At 72.7% G+C, this 19,005-nt stretch carries 18 protein-coding genes and 1 pseudogene; 7 read left to right on the top strand and 12 right to left on the bottom strand.

Annotated features, from left to right (window positions below):
- Positions 1 to 40: 40 nt before the first annotated feature.
- Both ACF9IK_RS15445 and ACF9IK_RS15440 read right to left on the bottom strand, forming a co-directional pair.
- Positions 41 to 2,524 carry an HAD-IC family P-type ATPase gene (locus ACF9IK_RS15445; protein WP_395294784.1) on the bottom strand — a complete coding sequence of 828 codons (2,484 nt, stop codon included), beginning with the start codon at positions 2,522 to 2,524 and terminating at the stop codon, positions 41 to 43.
- A gap of 80 nt (positions 2,525 to 2,604) precedes the next feature.
- A complete protein-coding gene (locus ACF9IK_RS15440) occupies positions 2,605 to 2,925 on the bottom strand; it encodes a DUF2530 domain-containing protein (protein WP_395294783.1) in 321 nt (106 codons plus the stop codon).
- Between the two features lie 246 nt (positions 2,926 to 3,171).
- Between ACF9IK_RS15440 and ACF9IK_RS15435 the strand changes: the two genes are divergently transcribed.
- Entirely contained in the window at positions 3,172 to 4,632 is a 1,461-nt protein-coding gene (locus ACF9IK_RS15435; RefSeq protein ID WP_395294782.1) for an NCS2 family permease, read from the top strand.
- Between the two features lie 269 nt (positions 4,633 to 4,901).
- Here ACF9IK_RS15435 and ACF9IK_RS15430 read toward each other — a convergent pair whose 3' ends face one another.
- Positions 4,902 to 5,357: a VOC family protein gene (locus ACF9IK_RS15430; protein ID WP_395294781.1), complete on the bottom strand. Its 456-nt coding sequence runs from the start codon at positions 5,355 to 5,357 to the stop codon at positions 4,902 to 4,904.
- A gap of 130 nt (positions 5,358 to 5,487) precedes the next feature.
- Between ACF9IK_RS15430 and ACF9IK_RS15425 the strand changes: the two genes are divergently transcribed.
- Entirely contained in the window at positions 5,488 to 6,411 is a 924-nt protein-coding gene (locus ACF9IK_RS15425) for a DUF4231 domain-containing protein (RefSeq protein ID WP_395294780.1), read from the top strand.
- A 235-nt stretch (positions 6,412 to 6,646) separates the two neighbouring features.
- Here the strand turns inward: ACF9IK_RS15425 and ACF9IK_RS15420 are convergent, their stop codons facing one another.
- The 5 genes and pseudogenes from ACF9IK_RS15420 to ACF9IK_RS15400 form a co-directional block, all read right to left on the bottom strand.
- Positions 6,647 to 7,051: a VOC family protein gene (locus ACF9IK_RS15420; RefSeq protein ID WP_395294779.1), complete on the bottom strand. Its 405-nt coding sequence runs from the start codon at positions 7,049 to 7,051 to the stop codon at positions 6,647 to 6,649.
- Between the two features lie 569 nt (positions 7,052 to 7,620).
- A complete protein-coding gene (locus tag ACF9IK_RS15415) occupies positions 7,621 to 7,968 on the bottom strand; it encodes an FAD-dependent oxidoreductase (RefSeq protein ID WP_395294778.1) in 348 nt (115 codons plus the stop codon).
- A 56-nt stretch (positions 7,969 to 8,024) separates the two neighbouring features.
- Positions 8,025 to 8,942 (bottom strand): RNA polymerase sigma-70 factor, encoded by a 918-nt coding sequence (locus ACF9IK_RS15410; RefSeq protein WP_395294777.1) that lies wholly within the window; start codon positions 8,940 to 8,942, stop codon positions 8,025 to 8,027.
- Complete coding sequence (locus ACF9IK_RS15405; protein ID WP_395294776.1) at positions 8,939 to 10,132, bottom strand: NAD(P)/FAD-dependent oxidoreductase; 1,194 nt, start codon at positions 10,130 to 10,132, stop codon at positions 8,939 to 8,941. Before ACF9IK_RS15405 ends, ACF9IK_RS15410 begins: the two co-directional genes overlap by 4 nt.
- A gap of 244 nt (positions 10,133 to 10,376) precedes the next feature.
- Positions 10,377 to 10,836 (bottom strand): annotated as a pseudogene (locus ACF9IK_RS15400) (hypothetical protein).
- Between the two features lie 558 nt (positions 10,837 to 11,394).
- Here ACF9IK_RS15400 and ACF9IK_RS15395 point away from each other — a divergent pair.
- Together ACF9IK_RS15395 and ACF9IK_RS15390 are read left to right on the top strand one after the other, a co-directional pair.
- The gene (locus ACF9IK_RS15395) at positions 11,395 to 11,829 is read left to right on the top strand and encodes a MarR family winged helix-turn-helix transcriptional regulator (RefSeq protein WP_313765121.1); all 435 of its coding nucleotides are present in this window, start codon (positions 11,395 to 11,397) and stop codon (positions 11,827 to 11,829) included.
- Positions 11,830 to 11,950: 121 nt separating this feature from the next.
- Positions 11,951 to 13,516: an MFS transporter gene (locus tag ACF9IK_RS15390; RefSeq protein WP_395294775.1), complete on the top strand. Its 1,566-nt coding sequence runs from the start codon at positions 11,951 to 11,953 to the stop codon at positions 13,514 to 13,516.
- Positions 13,517 to 13,564: 48 nt separating this feature from the next.
- Here the strand turns inward: ACF9IK_RS15390 and ACF9IK_RS15385 are convergent, their stop codons facing one another.
- Positions 13,565 to 14,083, bottom strand: a complete 519-nt coding sequence (locus ACF9IK_RS15385; protein WP_395294774.1) for a GNAT family N-acetyltransferase — start codon at positions 14,081 to 14,083, stop codon at positions 13,565 to 13,567.
- Between the two features lie 73 nt (positions 14,084 to 14,156).
- Here ACF9IK_RS15385 and thpR point away from each other — a divergent pair, with 73 nt between their 5' ends.
- Positions 14,157 to 14,744: an RNA 2',3'-cyclic phosphodiesterase gene (thpR, locus tag ACF9IK_RS15380; protein ID WP_395294773.1), complete on the top strand. Its 588-nt coding sequence runs from the start codon at positions 14,157 to 14,159 to the stop codon at positions 14,742 to 14,744.
- A gap of 78 nt (positions 14,745 to 14,822) precedes the next feature.
- Here thpR and ACF9IK_RS15375 read toward each other — a convergent pair whose 3' ends face one another.
- Positions 14,823 to 14,954 (bottom strand): hypothetical protein, encoded by a 132-nt coding sequence (locus tag ACF9IK_RS15375; protein ID WP_395298797.1) that lies wholly within the window; start codon positions 14,952 to 14,954, stop codon positions 14,823 to 14,825.
- Between the two features lie 7 nt (positions 14,955 to 14,961).
- Here ACF9IK_RS15375 and ACF9IK_RS15370 point away from each other — a divergent pair, with 7 nt between their 5' ends.
- Positions 14,962 to 15,327: a hypothetical protein gene (locus ACF9IK_RS15370; RefSeq protein WP_395298587.1), complete on the top strand. Its 366-nt coding sequence runs from the start codon at positions 14,962 to 14,964 to the stop codon at positions 15,325 to 15,327.
- 182 nt (positions 15,328 to 15,509) lie between these two features.
- Here the strand turns inward: ACF9IK_RS15370 and serC are convergent, their stop codons facing one another.
- Both serC and ACF9IK_RS15360 read right to left on the bottom strand, forming a co-directional pair.
- The gene (gene serC, locus ACF9IK_RS15365; protein ID WP_395294772.1) at positions 15,510 to 16,628 is read right to left on the bottom strand and encodes a phosphoserine transaminase; all 1,119 of its coding nucleotides are present in this window, start codon (positions 16,626 to 16,628) and stop codon (positions 15,510 to 15,512) included.
- Between the two features lie 136 nt (positions 16,629 to 16,764).
- Positions 16,765 to 17,865 carry a citrate synthase 2 gene (locus ACF9IK_RS15360; protein ID WP_395294771.1) on the bottom strand — a complete coding sequence of 367 codons (1,101 nt, stop codon included), beginning with the start codon at positions 17,863 to 17,865 and terminating at the stop codon, positions 16,765 to 16,767.
- A 414-nt stretch (positions 17,866 to 18,279) separates the two neighbouring features.
- Here ACF9IK_RS15360 and pdxH point away from each other — a divergent pair, with 414 nt between their 5' ends.
- Positions 18,280 to 18,912, top strand: coding sequence for a pyridoxamine 5'-phosphate oxidase (gene pdxH / locus ACF9IK_RS15355; protein ID WP_395298586.1), 633 nt, complete (start codon positions 18,280 to 18,282; stop codon positions 18,910 to 18,912).
- Positions 18,913 to 19,005: the final 93 nt, after the last annotated feature.

Here is a 19,005-nt window from a genome sequence, read left to right as displayed (position 1 = left end):
CGCCCCACCACGGGAGCGGGTGCACCCGGCACCGCACGGCTCAGTCCGAGGCGCGGCGCATGACCCGCCAGACGATCTCCAGCAGCACCCCGGCGACCAGGGCGATGGCGACGCCCACCCACGGGTCACGGACTCCGGCGAGCGAGAGCTCGAAGAAGTCCGACAGCCAGGGCACCGTCAGCACCAGCGCGAACGCCCCGCACATCGCCCCGATCAGCAGCAGCCGCCACCAGTTGTACGGCCGGGCCACGATCGCCAGCACCCAGATCGCCACGATGAACAGCGTCAGCGTGGCCACGCTGGTGTCGGACTCCAGGTCGGTCGCGTGGTTCGCCCGGGCCAGCGCGTACGCGGTGAAGGTGGCGGTCCCGGCGATAATGCCGCCGGGGACGGCCAGCCGCAGCACCCGTCGGACGAAGCCGGTGCGGGCCCGCTCGTTGTTGGGCGCCAGGGCGAGGAAGAAGGCCGGGACGCCGATGGTGAGGGTGGAGAGCACCGTGGAGTGCCGGGGCAGGAACGGGTACGGCGAGTGCGTGAAGATCACCAGCAGCGCGAGCAGCACCGAGTAGACCGTCTTCACCAGGAAGAGCCCGGCCACCCGCTCGATGTTGCCGATCACCCGGCGGCCCTCGGCGACCACCGAGGGGAGGGTGGCGAAGGAGTCGTTCAGCAGCACGATCTGTGCGACGGCCTTGGTCGCGTCGCTGCCGGTGCCCATCGCCACGCCGATGTCGGCGTCCTTGAGCGCCAGCACGTCGTTGACGCCGTCGCCGGTCATCGCCACGGTGTGCCCGCGGGACTGCAGCGCGCCGACCAGCTCCCGCTTCTGCTGCGGGGTGACCCGGCCGAAGACGGTGGTCCGCTCGGCAGCGTCGGCGAACTCCGCGGGCTCGGCGGAGAGGCTGCGCGCGTCCAGCGGCCGGTCGGCGCCGGGCAGGCCGAGGTGCGCGGCGACGGCGCCGACCGAGACGGCGGCGTCGCCGGAGATCACCTTGGCCTGGACGCGCTGCCCCTCGAAGTAGCGCAGGGTGTCGGCGGCGTCCTCGCGCAGCCGCTGCTGGAGCACGACCAGGGCGAGCGGCTGCAGGTCCGCGGCCGGGTCCGGGGCGTCGAGCGGGACGGGGGTGCGGCCCAGCAGCAGCACCCGCAGGCCCTTGGTGCCGAGTTCGTCCACGTCGGCGAGCGCCGGGTGTCCGGCCGGCAGCAGCACGTCCGGCGCGCCGAGCAGCCAGCTGGCCTCGCCGCCCTGCGGCTCCAGCAACTGCACCCCGCTCCACTTGCGGGCGGAGGAGAACGGCATCGCCTCGATCACCCGCCAGCCGCCGCTCGCGCCGTCGCCGTTGCCCTCGTTGCGCCCGTAGGCCTCGATCACCGCCTGCATCGAGGGGTTGGGGCGGGCGTCGGCGCCGGCCATCACGCCGAGCGCCTGCTTGACGACCTCCGGGTCGGCGGGCGCGTGCCGGGCCGGCGGGGCGTCCGGGCGCGGGTGGCCGTCGGCCGGGGCCAGGGTGCGCAGCTCGACGACGTCCATGCCGCCCTCGGTGAGCGTGCCGGTCTTGTCCAGGCAGACGGTGTCCACCCGGGCCAGCCCCTCGATCGCGGGCAGCTCCTGCACCAGGCACTGTTTGCGGCCGAGCCGGATCACGCCGATAGCGAAGGCGACCGAGGTCAGCAGCACCAGGCCCTCGGGGACCATCGGCACGATGCCGGCCACCATCCGGCGGACGGCCTCCTCCCAGTCCCGCCCCTCCACCGCGAGCTGGCTGATCACCAGTCCGACGGCGGTGGGCACCAGCAGCCAGGTGATGAACCGCAGGATGCTGTCGATGCCGCTGCGCAGCTCGGACCGGACCAGGGTGAACCGGCTGGCCTCCTCGGCGAGCTGGGCCGCGTACGCCTCGCGGCCGACCTTGGCGGCGGTGAACGCGCCCGCGCCGGCCACCACGAAGCTGCCGGACATCACCTGGTCGCCGGGCTGCTTGAGGACGGGGTCGGGCTCGCCGGTGAGCAGCGACTCGTCGATCTCCAGCCCGTCGGCCTCGGTCACCTCGCCGTCGACGATCACCTTGTCGCCGATGCCGAGCAGCACGGTGTCGTCGAGGACGATCTCGCCGGTGGCGATCTGCTGGACGGTGCCGTCCCGGCGGACCTGGGGCTTGGCCTCGCCGATCAGCGCCAGGCTGTCCAGGGTCTTCTTGGCGCGCAGCTCCTGGACGATGCCGATCGCCGTGTTGGCGACGATGACCAGGCCGAACAGGCCGTCCTGGATCGGTCCGACGACCAGGATGATCCCGAACATCACGCCGATGATCGCGTTGAAGCGGGTGAAGACGTTGGCCCGGACGATCTCCCGGGTGGAGCGGCTGGACCGCACCGGGACGTCGTTGACGTCTCCCCGGGAGACCCGCTCGGCGACCTCCGCGGCGGTGAGGCCGCGGCGCCGTCCGGGCAGCAGGCCGAGCGGGCGGGCGCCGTCGTGACCGTCGCCGGGCGCCTGGTCCGGTTGCTGGGCAGGCTGCGTCATGGCACCGACTCTACGGGCGCCCTATGTCCGGTGCCGTGCGACCAAAGACCTAATCGGTCCGACCGGGTGGCCGGGTTCCGTCAGTCCCGGGCGGCCGGGTCCGCGCCGTTGTCGCCGGTCGAGCGCTCGCCGGCCGACCGCTCGGCGGTCGCGGCCTCGGCGGCGCGGCTGCGGGCGATCGCGTCCCGGCGGGCGCGGCAGTACCAGAGGCCGATCAGGCCGAGGCCGGCCCCGGCCAGGCAGATCCACGGCCAGTTCCCGTGGCCGTGGTCGGCGAGCGACCCCCGGAACGGGAGCAGGGCCAGGAAGGCGACGAACCACAGCACCGTGCCGCCGCCGACGATGGCGACGTCGTTGGCCTCCAACGGCGGGGGCGAGGCGTGCAGCGGGGTCTTCGGCATGGGCTCTAGAGTACGGGGCGACGGCCGCTCGCCCGACTTTCGGCCGCTCCTGATCGGGCCTCTCCTCGCATTGATCGTTCTACGCGCGAAGATAGCGTGTGTGCGATCGGGGCACCCATACTGGGGCCTTCCGGTTGGCTGTGCCATGCCCAGGACGCCTGGGCCGACGCCGTGCCGCCGGGCCCGCCCGGCCATCGTCGCCCCGGGCGCGGACCCTCTCCTCAGCCCCCACCAGAGGACGCACGCATGCCTGTGGCCCAGCCGACCACCGAGTCGCCCGAGCCCGTCGCCACGGCGCCGAAGCCCCCCGCCGGCGCCCTGGACCGCTACTTCCGGATCTCAGAGCGCGGCTCCACCGTCCCGCGCGAGGTCCGCGGTGGCATCGCCACCTTCTTCACCATGGCGTACATCCTGGTGCTCAACCCGATCATCCTGGCCAACGCCACGGACATGACGGGGGCCCACCTGGACAACGCGCAGCTGGTCACCGCGACCGCCCTCACCGCCGGGCTCACCACCCTGCTGATGGGCGTGATCGGCAACGTCCCGATCGGCCTGGCCGCCGGCCTCGGTGTCAACACCATCGTCGCCCTCCAGCTCGCTCCCAAGATGACCTGGCCGGACGCCATGGGCATGGTGGTGCTGGCGGGCTTCGCGATCATGCTCCTGGTCGCCACCGGTCTGCGCGAGCGGGTCATGAACGCGGTCCCGCTCGGTCTGCGCAAGGCGATCGCCATCGGCATCGGCCTCTTCATCAGCCTGGTCGGTCTGGTCGACGCCGGCTTCGTCAGCCGCATCCCGGACATCGCCCACACCGCCGTCCCCCTCCAGCTCGGCGGCAACGGCCACCTGCTCGGCTGGCCGGTGCTGGTCTTCGTGCTCGGCCTGCTGCTGACCCTGGTGCTGATCATCCGCAAGGTCCCGGGCGCGATCCTGGTCTCCATCGCCGTGACGACCGTCGTCGCCGTCGTGATCGACAAGCTCGCCGGCGTCCCCGACGCCGGCTGGGGTCTGACCGTCCCGGCCTGGCCCGGCAACCCGGTCGCCGCCCCGGACTTCGGCCTGGTCGGCCACGTCAGCCTGTTCGGCGGCTTCGAGAAGGTCGGCGTGCTCACCGGCGCCCTCTTCGTCTTCACCGTCCTGATGTCCTGCTTCTTCGACGCGATGGGCACCATCCTCGGCGTCGCCGACGAGGCCCACCTGCTGGACGAGAAGGGCGACCTGCCCGGGATCAACCGGATCCTGATGGTCGACGGCATCGCCACCGCGGCCGGCGGCGCCACCTCCTGCTCCGCCAACACCTGCTACGTCGAGTCCACGGCGGGCGTCGGCGAGGGCGCCCGGACCGGCATCGCCTCGATCGTCACCGGCCTGCTCTTCGTGGTGGCACTCTTCTTCGCCCCGCTCGCCGGCATGGTCCCCGCCCAGGCCGCCACCCCCGCACTGGTGGCCGTCGGTTTCCTGATCCTGGCCAACTCGGTCAAGGACATCGACTGGGCCGACCACACGATCGCGATCCCGGCCTTCCTGACCATGGTGATGATGCCGTTCACCTACTCCATCACCAACGGCATCGGCTTCGGCTTCGTCGCCTTCTGCGTCCTGCGCCTCGCCGCGGGCCGCGGCCGCGAGGTCCCGGCCGCGATGTACGCGGTGTCCGCGGTCTTCGCCTTCTACTACCTGATGCCCGCGCTCGGTCTGCTCTGACCGGAGCCCCGGCCCCTGATGCGCCCCGCACTCGCTTTGCAGTACGGGGCGCATCGACCGGAGTGCCGCCACGGCCTTGGCCGCCCCGGCGGGCACAACCGGAGCGGCCTCATGGGGCGCCCCCTCTCCTCCTTCCCGCCTTGACCCTCTGCCTGCTCACCAGCCTCCGGTCCTGCCGGGTGCCCCGGGGCGAGGAAGACCCCGGCGCGCTTCTGACCGCCCGCGAGGTCGCCTTCTGCCACCCGCTGCCGTGCGTGGCCGGCGCGTTCTCACTGCACGCAGAACTCGTTGCCCTCGGGGTCGGCCATGACGACGTGGTCGGTGCCCGGCTCCTGGACGTGGCGCAGGACGGTGGCGCCGAGGCCGCCGAGGCGGGCCACGGCGGCGTCGCGGGCGTCGGGACCGGGGTGGAGGTCGAGGTGGAGGCGGTTCTTCACCGTCTTCGGCTCGGGGACCTGCTGGAAGAGCAGGCGGCGGCCGAGCCCGGTGTCGGAGGTGGGGTCGTGCGGGTCCTCGGGGTGGCGGACGGCGGCCAGGGTGCGCCAGGCCCGGCGGCCGTCGACCTCGGTGAGGAGGTCGGGGGTGATCCGGCCGGCGGTGAGCAACTGCTCGATGAGGACGCTGTGGTCCTCGACGGTGTAGCCGAGCGCCTCGGCCCAGAAGGCGGCCTGGCGGTGCGGGTCGGCGCAGTCGACGACGACTTTCCAGTGCACGGGGGAGATCATGTAACTGTTTATACCGGTTACGGACCTGACGGGCAATCACGTCCCCCTTCGTGAGGCGAGAAGGGGACTGTGTAGCCCAGTCGGTGGTGGGCATACTGCCTGGGCCGGACACGGGGAGGGGGCTCTACCGATGGTGCAACAGGATCCGCCCGGAGGGGTCGAGGCGAAGCTGCTGCCGGAGCTGTTCTGGACGGCGGACAAGGCCTCGCTGGACGGGCAGCGCGAGACGCTGCGCTGGTACCGGGGCCTGATCTCGATGCTGGTGGTCGCGGCGGTGGTGGGCTCGCTGCCCGGGCCCGAGCACCGCGGCGACGGCGACATCACGCCGCTCTTCTCGGTGGTGGCGTTCCTGATCGCCGGCTACTTCTGGTCCCGGCTGCGACGCGGCAACCCACAGGGGCGCTGGTACGAGGCCCGGGCGGCGGCCGAGTCGGTGAAGACGCTGGCCTGGAAGTACGCCGTGCGCGCTCGCCCGTTCGACGGCGGGGCGGAGTCGGCCGAGGTGGACCGCGGCTACCTGCTCCAGCTGGAGGACGTGCTGCGGGCCTTCGAGGATCCGGAGATCGTGCCGCCCGGCACCGTCCCGGAGATCACGGCGGAGATGCGCCGGGCCCGGTCCGGCAGCCTGACCGAGCGCCGCACGCTCTACCTGCGCACCCGGGTGGAGGGGCAGCGGACCTGGTACCGCTCGCGGGCCGAGGCCTGTGAGACGCAGGCGGTCTCCTGGGGGCTGGGGGTCGCGGCGCTGATCATCCTCGGCGCGGCGGCGGCGATCGCACAGGCGGTCGGCGCGCTGCCGGTGCACATCTTCGGCGCCAGCTCGGCGGCGGCCGCCGCGGTGATCGCCTGGACCCAGCTCAAGCAGCTTCGCCCGCTCGCCGCCGCGTACCAGCTGGCCGCGCGCGAGCTGGAGAACGTCGGCAACCAGCTCTCCGACCTGGACCTCAGGGCCCCGGACGCCGAGCAGCGCTGGGCCCGACTGGCCGCCGAGGCGGAGGACGCGGTCTCGCGCGAGCACACCACCTGGCGGGCCCGGCGCGCGTTCCCGCGCTGACCGGCGCCCGCACGGGCGGCACGTGGACGCGGCCGATGCCGCGCGGACACCGCGGCGCCGCGGCGTCCGCGCGGCGCTGCGTGTGGCCGGTCGGCGGGTCGGGAGGTGGAACCGCAGGTTCGGGAGGTGGAACCGCAGGTCAGGCCAGGTCTTCACATGGCCGGCAGGATTCTGGCACCAACCCCCGCGGCTGCCTGTCCACGGCGCGCCCGCTTCCGGCGCGGGCGTTCGTGGGTCATTCCAAGGGGGCTAGACCGAACGGGTGGCCGGCCGGGTCGATCAGCACCTTGAGCGTGCGGCCGTGCTGGTACTGCGGCTCGGTGGCGCCGAGCGTGAGCGCCTTGGCGGTGGCCTCCTCCAGGTCGTCGACGTAGAAGTCCAGGTGGAAGTGCTTGCCGCCGTCCGGCTCGGTCCACGGCTCGGGCCGGTAGCCGTTGACCCGCCCGAAGCCGAGCGGGCTGCCGCCCTCCGGGTTGTCGAGGATGGCGAAGTGCTCGTCCACGTGCCTGGTCTCCCACCCGAGCAGCTCGCCGTAGAAGGCGGCCAGTGCGACCGGGTCGGCGCAGTCGATGGTGACCATGGCGAGGCGGGCGAAGCCGGTGTCGGCCTGCTCGGCCTGTTCGGCGGCGACGTCGGTCATTTCTGGTCGGCCCTTCTACTGAGGGGTGGCGCGGCGCCGGGGCCCGCGTGGATCGGGTCCCACGACCAGCATCGCACCGGGAGTCATGGAGGGCACGGCCGATGGTGCCGGGGTTCCGGTCTGCGCGGATCGGTACGGATTCGGCGCGGATCGGAGCCGGCGGGCGCGGATCGGGCCGGATCGCGCCGGATCACCGCGGAATCGGCACGGCCCCCGGACCGGTGGCCTTCGACTGGACGTACGGACTTCTGATCACATCGGGGGGCCGTCGTGCGCCGGAGGCCGTCCGTGGCCGTCGACCCGCGACCCGTCGACCCGTCGAGCCGTCGACCCGTCGGGCGTAGTGGTGACGCCCCTTGAGTCCACGGGCATGCGCCGGTCGGCGATCGACGAGGACAAGGTCCGCGAATTCGGCGCGCACGTGGAGGAGTTCGCGCAGGGACCCGAAGGGCTGCACAGGCTCTGCCACCTCACGTCGCTCACAAGCCCGGCGGCCTCCCGGGGCATTCAGCCCGTCTGCCGCCTGCCGCCCGGCCAGTGAGGGTCACCCCGCGCTCGACGGTGACGCCTTACTCGGCGAGCGCCTTGGTGAGGATGCGCTCGGTCTCGGTCTGCGCGATGGTCACCGAGTACGGGAACGGGCTGTCCACCAGATCGAGGGGGATCCTGGCCACCACGTCGCCGTCCGAGTGCATCTCCATCGCCGTGGTTCGGACGCCGGCCCGGATCAACTCGTCCACCAACCCCAGCCGCTCGAACATCTCCAGGCTGCGGGCGTGCACGATGATGGCGCGCGACTCCGCCGTAGGCTCGGCCAACCGGTCCACGATCCGCACCGGCACCCCGCGCCTGGCCGGTTCCAACGCGGTGGTCAGCCCCACGGGGCCCGCACCTACGACGATGATCGGGTTGCTCACAGCAGTCCTCACGTTCGCGCCAAGGATTCGGATGGGGTCCACAACGATGTTCTGGTTCAGGTGAGTTCGTGGCGGGTGCCGTCGGCGATGGCGTGCAGCTTGTCCGGGTTGGCCACGTTGTGGATGGCCGAGATCCGGCCCTCCGGGTCGAAGACGAAGGTCATCGTGGCGACCACCCGGTCCGGGCCGCGGAAGACCACGCCCGGGCCGCCGTTGATCCAAGTGAGCTCCGCTTGCATCTGCCCGGGCTTGATGCCCTGGTAGGTCGCGGTGCCGAGCGCGGCGAACCAACCGGCCACGGTCTGAAGGCCGATGACCGGCTTGAGGGCCTGGCGGACCTTGCCGCCGCCATCGGTCCACAGCGTCACGTCCGGGGAGAGCAGTTCCATGAGGGTGTTGATGTCGCCGCCCGTCGCAGCGGCGAAGAAGCGCTCGGTGACGTCGCGCTGGTGGGCGCGGTCCGCGGAGAAACGGGGCCGGCGGGCCTGGACGTGCTCGCGGGCGCGGTGCGCGGCCTGCCGGACCGCCGCCTCGGAGCGTTCCACCGCCTGCGCGATCTCCGCATGGCTGAACGCGAAGACCTCCTTCAGCACGAAGACCGCCCGCTCCAGGGGGCTCAGCGTCTCCAGGACGACGAGCAGGGCCATGGAGACCGAGTCCGCCGCGGCGATGCCGTCGGCGGTGTCGGGGCTGGTGAGGATCGGCTCGGGCAGCCACGGCCCGACGTAGGTCTCGCGCTGGTGGCGGGTCGAACGGAGCCGCTCCATAGCCAGGTTGGAGATGATCCTGGTCAGGTAGGCCTTGGGGTCGGCGACCTGGGATCGGTCGGCCGCCGACCACTTGAGCCAGGCGTCCTGGACCACGTCCTCGGCATCGGCGGCGGAGCCGAGGAGGCGGTAGGCCACGGAGAAGAGCAGGGTGCGGTACTGCTGGAAGGCGAGCTGGTCGGGGTCGGCCTGCTGCGGCTGGGTCACTTGGCGCTCCGGATCCGGGTGTAGCGGCCGCCGTGCGGCCAGAGGGCGCCCGAGGCGGGCATCTTCTTCATGCGGGCGAAGGTCGGCCACGGCGCGGCGGTGACCGTCTCCTTGTACTTCGCGGCCCGCTTGCCGGTCAGCACGATCCGGCGCGGGCTGTCGTCCGGGCGGGTGAACTGCACGACGGCGTCACTCCGGCCCAGGCTGACGGGGGTGTGGTAGTAGCCGAAGCGGAACGGCTTGGGCTCCTTGCCGGCCAGCACCCGCAGGATCGACAGGGCCGCGTGCACGCCGGTGGGCATGCCGCCCTGGCAGGTCCCGTGCATCACGCCGTAGCCCTGACGGATCGCCGCAGCGTCGCCCACGGCGTAGACGTCCGGGTGGGAGACCGAGCGCAGTGCGTTGTCGGTGACGACCCGGCCGCGCTCGTCGACGGTCAGGCCAGCGGCGGCGGCCAGCGGCGAGACGCGGGTGCCGCTGGTCCACAGCACCGCATCCGCCGGGACGGTGGAGCCGTCCGCGAGCTCGACGACGTCCGGCAGGACCTTGACCACCTCAACGCCGCTGCGCACTCGCACGCCGAGCCGGGCCAGCGCCGCGTCCAGGTGTGCCTTGGCCTTCGGGTGCATGCTCGCGCCCGGCTCCGCACGGCCCAGCAGCACCACCTGGAGCCCGGGGTGCCGCTCGGCGATCTCCGCGGCGGCCTCGATGCCGGTGAGGCCGTTGCCGCCGACCACGACGGTCCCGCCGTCGAGCCGGGTCAGCCGGTCGGCGAGGAGGGCCGCGTCCTGCGGGCTGTTGAGGGTGTAGGCGTGGTCGTCCACGCCGGGGACGGCGATCGTGTCCGCGACGCTGCCCAGGCCGTAGACCAGGGTGTCGTAGCGCAGGATGCGGTCGTCGTCGATCCTGACGGTCTTCGCCGCGGCGTCCACGGCGGTGACCCAGCCGCGGACGAAGACGGCGCCGGTGCCGTCCAGCAGCTCCGGGATGCTCATCTCGGCCGTCTCCTGGCCGGTGGCGGTCATGTGCAGCCGGAGCCGCTCGGTGAAGGTGTCGTACGGATTGACCAGCGTCACCCGCAGGTTCCCACGCTTCCTGGTGCGGGCTGCCAGCTGGATCGCGGCGGAAAGGCCGGCGTAGCCGGCGCCCAGGACCAGGACCTCGTGCCGCTGCTCTGCTGTGGCGTTCATCGCTCTGCTGCCTCTTTCGTGTCGGTCGTTCCCGCCGTGCGGACGACCACCAGACGCAAGCTCCCGCTCGGTTCGTGACATGGGTCCGATGTGACCCGCGTCACCTTGCGAGGGGGGCGGGGATGCGCGCGGCGTCAGTTCCCGGGAGCCGCGACTCGGCATGGACGGAGTCGTGATCAGCGCGGTCGGCTTCAACCCGAGCCGGTTGCGGTGTCCGGCCGGCCGGACACCGCAACCATCCGCGTCAGGCCGGCGTGACCGCACTGCCGAGGTGCCGGGCGAAGAACCGGACCGCGCTGTCGGCCTCGAAGCGGGGCAGCTCCTTGTGCTTGCCGGAGTTCACGTGCAGGGACTTCTCCGCCGAGGCGAAGGCGTCGAACAGTGCGAGACCCTCCTCGCGCGAGATGTGCTCGTCGTCCCACTGCAGGTCGAATTCGACGGGAATGGTGATCTGCTGCGCGTAACCGGCCAGCACGTCGGGCCAGTGCTGGCCGAAGACCGCAGCCGTTCACGAGCAAGCGGGCGCGGCCTGCCATCGCAGGGTGCTTCTTGTGGTTGCCGCCGCCGTGGCCCATCAGGACCAGGGGCGCACTGTCCGCGCCAGATTCGGGGGACCAGAGGACGCCGGGGACCCCGTTGACGGTGAAGTCGCGCTCGACGATGCCGCTGGAGGTCGCTTCGGCGGTGAAGTGCAGAGTGTTCATGGCGTGTTGCCTTTCGGGAGTGCCTGGTTCTCGAGGCGCTCCCGGCGGCACTTACACAGATCGCCCGACCGTGGCGGCAGGAGGGAGCACCCGCACGGGTACTGCGGTCACGGGTGTCACCTCCTTGGACTGGATCACGGCCGAAGGGAAGCTATCAGAACGATCATCAGTCCGGCCAGGCCCTTCTCCTGACGCATGGTCACAAGGTCTCCAGGCGGCAGGGCCTGTCTGCCGGGGGCGCCAGAGCCCGCCTGTACCACCTCTTCCAGGTCGCGTCGCCCGCCCTGCGCTGCCCGGACTCCGGCGGCCGGATGGACACAACGGGGGTGGGCGGCGTGGGCTCTGCCGGGGAAGGGTGGGCCGTTGTGCGGGAAGCGGCCGCTCGCCCCGTGGGCGGAACCTCGGCATCCCGGTGCAGATCCGGCGGGATCGAGCGCAAGCAGTCGCTGGTGGGCCGGGACTCGGTCGGTTCTGCTGGGGGCGGACACGGACCGGCGGGCCGGGGCGGTCGGGAAACCGATTGTTCTTTAGCGAGGGTAATGACGTAGGCTAAAGAACATGCCCGAGATGTCCGAGCAGGACCTCGCAGCCGTCAATCAGCTGCGGTCGTCCACCATGCGCCTCTCCCGACGCCTGCGCCACCAGCGGGTCGAGGAGTCGCTCAGCCCCACCGAGATGGGGGTGCTGGGCACCCTCGCACGGTGCGGGAAGGCCACGCCGGGTGAGCTCGCCCGGAAGGAGCACGTACAGCCGCCCTCGATGACCAGGATCGTCGCGATGCTGGAGGAGAAGGGCCTGGTGCGGCGGGAGCCGCACCCGGAGGACCGCCGGCAGGTGGTCGTCAGCAGTACCGAGCAGGCGGAGGAGATCCTCACGGAGAGCCGCCGCCGGCGCAACGCCTGGCTCGCCGAACTCGCCGAGGGTCTCGACGAGGAGGAGTGGGCCGTCCTGAGGGAGGCCGCGCCGGTGCTCTACAAGCTCGCACACCTCTAGGCACGCCGTTCCGGTCAGCCGCCGGAAGACGAAGGAGAACCGCATCACCGCAGGACCGACCACTGACACCAGGAGCGCGACGGCCCCCCGACGGGTCGTCGCGCCGCGAGGGGAGACCACCGTGACACCGCCGGCCGCAGCCAGCGCCGCCGCTTTCCGTACCGACGACCCGACCACCGACCCCGCCGCGGCGAGCGCCGCGGCCGCCGAGAGCCAGGCACCCGCCCCGACGGGGCTGCCCGGCAGCGGCGACGACGACCCCGACGAACGCACCGCGGCGGACGACCCCGCCGCTCCAGGCCGCCCCCGCGCGGCCCGCCCGTCGCCCGTCGACGGCCCTTCGCCGGCACGACCCCTCCCGACCGCCACGGGGAACCGCTTCACCAGGCCCGGGGGGATGTTCTCCTCCCTGCGCGTGCGCAACTACCGCTACTACTTCGCCGGCCAGGTGGTGTCCAACACCGGTACCTGGATGCAGCGGATCGCCCAGGACTGGCTGGTCCTCAGCCTCACCGGCAGCCCGCTCGCCGTCGGCATCACCACGGCGATGCAGTTCCTGCCGATGCTGCTGCTCGGCCTGTTCGGCGGGGTGCTCGCCGACCGGATGCCCAAACGCCGGCTGCTGGTCTACACGCAGGGCGCGATGGGCCTGCTCGCCGCCGGCCTCGCCGTGCTCACTGTCGGCGGCGTCGTGACGCCGTACTACGTGTACGCGTTCGCGCTGCTGCTGGGGCTGGTCACGGTGGTGGACAACCCGACCCGGCAGGCCTTCGTCTCCGAGATGGTCGGGCCGAAGGACCTCGCCAACGCGGTCAGTCTGAACGCCGCCAACTTCCAGACCGCGCGCCTGGTCGGCCCCGCCGTGGCGGGTCTGCTGATCGCGGCGGTCGGCAGCGGCTGGGCGTTCGCCGTGAACGCGCTCTCCTTCGCCGCCGTGATCGGCGGTCTGCTCGCGATGCGGGAGAGCGAGCTGCGGCCGACCGCGCCGATCGCCCGCGAGAAGGGGCAGTTGCGCGAGGGACTGCGGTACGTGAAAGAGCGGCCCGAACTGCTCTGGCCGATGGTGCTGGCCGGGTTCATCGGCACCTTCGGCTTCAACTTCCCGACCCTGCTCTCCGGCTTCGCCCACGACACCTTCCACGTGGGCGCGGGGCAGTACGGCCTGCTGAACACCGCGATGGCGGTCGGTTCGCTGGCCGGTGCGCTGCTCGCGGCCCGCCGGGGCGCGCCCCGGTTGCGCCGGCTGGTGGGGGCGGCGCTGGCGTTCGGCGCGCTGGAGGTCGTGGCCGCGTTCGCGCCCGGCTACTGGACCTTCGCGGTGCTGCTGACGCTGATCGGGGTGTTCGGGCTGAGCTTCAACACCTCGGTCAACTCGGCGCTGCAGCTGGGCACCGACCCCGAGATGCGCGGTCGGGTGATGGGCCTGCTGGTGCTGGTCTTCACCGGCGGCACGCCGATCGGCGCCCCGGTCGTCGGCTGGGTGACCGCCTCGTACGGCCCCCGACTCGGCCTGCTGGCCTGCGGGTTGGTGTCGGCTGCGGCCGCCGCCGTGGTCGGCCTGGTGCTGGCCCGCAGCGCGGACCTGCGGGTTCGGTTCGACCTGCACCCGGGCCGCGGCGGCCGGGTGGTGGCCTTCGTGCCGCGCACCACCGTCCCGGCCAAGTCGGATCTGGCCCCGGCCTGCTGACGGTTCGCCGGCCCCGGGGGCGGAATCGTCCGCCCCCGGGGCGCCCGGTCAGAGCCTGATCTCCAGCACCTGGCCCCGCCAGACCCCGCCCGGCTGCTCGACCTCGAACGACTCGGTCTCGGTGAAGCCGAGCGCGCGGTACCGGCCGACCAGCTTGCGGTCGGCGCCCGCGTAGCAGTCGACCCGGACCAGGCCGATGCCGCGCCGGCGGGCCTCGTCGAGCGCGTCGGCGATCAGCGCGGCACCGATGCCCGAACCCTTGCGGGACCGGTCGGTGACCAGGTTGCGGATGTACAGCTCGCGCTCGTCCACCGCCGGGATGTACGGGCCGCGCTCCTCGGAGAGGACGCAGGAGCCGATCGTGCGGCCCTCGTCGTCGACCGCGAGCCGGATCAGGAACGGCGCGGCGGCGTACTTGGTGATGTGCTCGACACGGGCCGGGTTGCCGCTGAAGGACTGGTCACCCCACTGGCCGGTGCGGCCCTGGGAGGCCAGCCAGGTGACGGCGCCGTCGAGCAGGGCGAGGATGTCGGGGACGGACTCGGGACCCCCGTTGCGGATCTTCATGGAACACCGTTCTAGCCCAAACGGCTCGGTTCGGGTAGCCGCCCGTGGGCGCGCGGGGATGGAGGATGGCGGCATGAGGCTCTTCGTTGCGGTGGTCCCGCCGGTCGAGGCGTTGCAGGGGCTCTCCGACGCGGTCGCGCCGGTGCGCGGACTGCCGGGGGCGGACCGGCTGCGCTGGACGACGGTCGAGGGCTGGCACCTGACACTGGCCTTCCTGGGCGAGGTGCCGCCCGAGCGGCTGCCGGAGCTGGAGGCCGGGCTGGCCGGGGTGGCCGAGGTGCACCCGGTGCACCGGCTGCGGATCTCCGGGGCGGGCAGGTTCGGCGACCGGGTGCTCTGGGCCGGGGTGGACGGCCAGACCTGGGCGCTGCGCCGGCTCGCCGAGGCGGTCGGCGAGGCCACCGCGGACGTGGTCGGCGAGACGGACGCGTACGGCTTCCACCCGCACCTGACCCTGGCCCGGGCCGGCTCCCACCGGGGCCACCGGCGGGCGGTGCAGCGGGTGGCGGCGGCAGAGCTGGACCGCCTGGCGGCGTCGCTGGCCGACTACCGGGGGCCGGAGTGGGAGGCCGCCGAGCTGCGCCTGATGCAGAGCGAGTCGGGCGGCGGCGCCCCGCACTACCGGACGGTCCGGGCCTGGCCGCTCGCCGACTGGAACTGAAGCCCCGGCCCCGGCCCTGCGCGCAGAGGGTCCGGGAGCGGTTCGGGGGCGGTCCAGGAGACCGGACGCCCGCCGGCGTCACGGCCGGATCCGCAGCGCGTCGGCCGGGACGGCACTGGTGACGGGCGGCAGCCGGGGGATCGGGCGGGGCATCGCCGAGCGGCCGGGGCGGGACGGCGCGCTGGTCGCCGGCCACTGCGGTGGCCGCATCGTCAACGTGTCGTCCGGCGTCACCCGGCTGGCCTTCCCGGGCGCCGTTTCGTACGCGATGACGAAGGGTGCCCTGAACGCCCTCACACTGACCCCGGCGGACGAGCCCGGCGCGCGCGGGACCACGGTCGACTCCGTGCCGCCGGGAGTCGTCGCCACCGACGTCAGCCCCTGGCCGGCGGATCCGCGGGAGCGGGCCCGGACGCCTCGCCGACCCGTCCTTCGACCGGGTCGGCGAGGCGTCCGACGTGGCGGACACCGTGGCCGTCCCGGCCCGGACGACGCGCGCCGGGTCACCGGGCCGAACGTGGACGCCGGCGGGGGATCCAGCCTCGGCGTCCGAGCTCCGACCGGCCGGAGGTACCCTCGTTGACCGTGGATCCCAAGACTCGTATGCGTATCGTCACCGGCGCCCTGGTGCTGCTGCTCGTCGTCGTGCTGATCAGCTCGCTGGTCGACCGCTAGTTTCTGTCCTGCCGGCCGCCGGTGCGGCGGCGTGGACGCGGAAGGGCCACCGCCCGCAGGCGGTGGCCCTCGCGTGTTGCCCGCGACGCGTCAGAGCTGCTCGACCACGTAGTCGACGCAGGCGGTCAGCGCCTCGACGTCCGCCGGGTCGACGGCCGGGAACATCGCGATGCGCAGCTGGTTGCGGCCGAGCTTGCGGTACGGCTCGGTGTCGACGATGCCGTTGGCACGCAGTGCCTTGGCGACGGCGGCCGCGTCCACCGAGGCGTCGAAGTCGATCGTGCCGACCACCTGCGAGCGCTCGGCGGGGTTCGCCACGAACGGGTTGGCGAACGCGGACTTCTCCGCCCAGCCGTACAGCCGGGACGAGGAATCAGCCGTACGGGCGACGGCCCAGTCCAGCCCGCCGTTGCCGTTCAGCCAGTCGAGCTGGTCGGCGAGGAGGAACAGGGTGGAGATCGACGGGGTGTTGTACGTCTGGTCCTTCGACGAGTTGTCGATGGCCGTCGGCAGGTCGAAGAACGGCGGGATGTAGCGGCCGGAGCCGGCGATCTCGGCGGCGCGCTCCAGGGCGGCCGGGGAGAAGGTCGCCAGCCAGAGGCCGCCCTCGGCGGCGAAGGACTTCTGCGGGGCGAAGTAGTAGACGTCGGTCTCGGCGATGTCCACCGGCAGGCCGCCGGCGCCGGAGGTGGCGTCCACCAGGACCAGCGAGCCCTGGTCGGCGCCGGCCGGCCGGGCGATCGGCATCGCGACACCGGTCGAGGTCTCGTTGTGGGTGAGGGCGTAGGCGTCCACGCCGGCCTCGGCGACCGGCAGCGGGTGGGTGCCCGGCGCGGTCTTGATCACGCTCGGCTCGGCCAGCCACGGGGCGGCCTTGACCGAGGAGGCGAACTTGGACGAGAACTCGCCGAAGTCGAGGTGCTGGGACTTCTCCCGCACCAGGCCGAAGGCCGCGATGTCCCAGAAGGCGGTGGAGCCGCCGTTGCCGAGCACGACCTCGTACCCCTCGGGGAGGGAGAAGAGGCTGCTCACGCCCTCGCGCACGCGCTTGACCAGGTTCTTCACCGGGGCCTGGCGGTGGGAGGTGCCGAGCAGGGAGGTCTCGGTCGCGGCGAGGGCACTCAGGGCCTCGGGGCGCACCTTGGACGGGCCGCAGCCGAATCGGCCGTCGGCGGGCTTGATGTCAGCGGGGATCTGGATCTGAGCCACGGGGCGCAGCCTACCGGTCACCGGTCGTCCACCGTGACCGCCGTCCGATCGCTGAGATGTCGCCAACCTGGCTGCGAGCTGCGGAAACGGCGGGCCCGGCCGGTGCCGGACCCGCTGTTTCCGCAGCTCTTTCGGGTCAGTGCGCGATCGCGTCGTAACCCTCGATGTCGCGCGGGCTGCGCGGGCCGGGGCCGATGTAGCGGGCGGCCGGGCGGACCAGGCGGCCGGTGCGCTTCTGCTCCAGGATGTGGGCCGACCAGCCGGCGGTGCGGGCGCAGGTGAACATCGAGGTGAACATGTGCGCCGGGACCTCGGCGAAGTCCAGCATGATGGCGGCCCAGAACTCGACGTTGGTGGCCAGCACGCGGTCGGGGCGGCGGTTGTGCAGCTCCTCCAGCGCGGCCTTCTCCAGCGCCTCGGCGACCTCGAAGCGCGGCGCGCCGAGCTCCTTGGCGGTGCGGCGCAGCACGCGGGCGCGCGGGTCCTCGGCGCGGTAGACGCGGTGGCCGAAGCCCATCAGGCGCTCGCCCTTGTCCAGCGCGTTCTTGACCCAGGTGGCGGCGTCGCCGGTGCGCTCGATCTCCTCGATCATGCCGAGCACGCGGGACGGCGCACCGCCGTGCAGCGGGCCGGACATCGCGCCGACGGCGCCGGAGAGCGCGGCCGCGACGTCGGCGCCGGTGGAGGCGATGACGCGGGCGGTGAAGGTGGAGGCGTTCATGCCGTGCTCGGCGGCGGAGGTCCAGTAGGCGTCGATGGCCTTGACGTGCTTGGGGTCCGGCTCGCCGCGCCAGCGGATCATGAAGCGCTCGACGACGGTCTCGGCCTTGTCGATCTCGCTCTGCGGGACCATCGGCAGGCCCTGGCCGCGGGCCGACTGGGCGACGTAGGAGAGGGCCATGACGGCGGCGCGGGCGAGGTCGTCGCGGGCCTGCTCGGCGGAGATGTCCAGCAGCGGCCGCAGGCCCCAGACCGGGGCGAGCATGGCGAGCGCGGACTGCACGTCGACGCGGATGTCGCCGGAGTGGACCGGGATCGGGAAGGGCTCGGCGGCCGGCAGGCCCGGGTTGAACTTGCCGTCCACCAGCAGGCCCCAGACGTGACCGAAGGAGACGTGGCCGACCAGGTCGTCGATGTCGACACCGCGGTACCGCAGGGCGCCGCCTTCACGGTCGGGTTCGGCGATCTCGCTCTCGAACGCGACGACTCCCTCAAGCCCGGGTACGAAGTCGGACATGGACGGCTCCTTCAGTTCTGCGATCGGCGGGCCGCCATGGTGGGGCGGCACACCAGTGACCGATGGTGGTTGGCACTCGGTGCCAGCCTGACAGGCACGGGGTGCATTGCGCCATACACCACCGTGGTGATGTTTCCCCTGGGGCCGCTTGACTTTCGCCCGATGGCCGGTCGTGCCCGGGAAATCTCCGGAACCAAACGCCAGGTACCGGACAATTCACCGTAGGTCGGGCGATCGAGCGGTGGCGAGTCACCTTATCTCCCACCGGGGTTTGTCCACAGGTAGCGGTGCCGGTTGCTTGTCGTACGGGATGATGTTGATGTGCAGACCCCGGAACGCGCCCAGTCGACGCCCTCGCAGCCCGCCACCCGGATCCTGGCCGAGGAGGCCCGGCCCGGGCCGGACCTCACCGTGATGCGCAAGCACTACACCCACGAGGGCCTGGTCGAGGAGCACCTCGCCGCCGATCCGATCGCCCAGTTCACCCGCTGGTTCCACGAGGCCGACGACGCCGGGGTGGTGGAGCCGAACGCGATGGTGCTCTCGACCGCGGACGCCGAGGGCCGGCCCAGCTCGCGCACCGTGCTGCTGAAGGGCTTCGACACCCGCGGCTTCGTCTTCTTCACCAACTACGGCTCGCGCAAGGGCGCCGAGCTGGCCGCCAACCCGTACGCGGGGCTGCTGTTCCCGTGGATCGCCCTGGCCCGCCAGGTGATCGTGCAGGGCCGGGTGGAGAAGGTCGGCCGGGACGAGACCGCCGCCTACTTCCGCACCCGCCCGCACGGCTCCCAGCTCGGTGCCTGGGCCAGCGAGCAGTCCAGTCCGGTGGACGGCCGGGAGGTGCTGGAGCAGCGGTACGCGGAGCTGGAGCGCCGGTACCCGGAGGGCGAGGGAGTGCCGGTGCCGCCGTTCTGGGGCGGCTACCGGGTGGTCCCGGAGACCGTGGAGTTCTGGCAGGGGCGGGAGAACCGGCTGCACGACCGGCTGCGCTACCTCGCGGACCCGTCGGTGCCGGGCGGCTGGCGGGTGGAGCGCCTCTGCCCGTGAGGGCGGCGGGGCCGCGCCGGTGGCCGGGTCCCTCCTGCGAGGTCTGACCGGGCGGGCCGGGATCTTCCCGGATCCCGGCTCTCTGCGCGTCAA

The sequence above is a fragment of the Kitasatospora hibisci genome, from assembly GCF_043950205.1.
Taxonomy (GTDB): Bacteria; Actinomycetota; Actinomycetes; order Streptomycetales; family Streptomycetaceae; genus Kitasatospora; species Kitasatospora hibisci.
The sequence above is the reverse complement of the archived record's forward strand: the minus strand, read 5'-3'. Positions and strand labels throughout refer to the sequence as shown.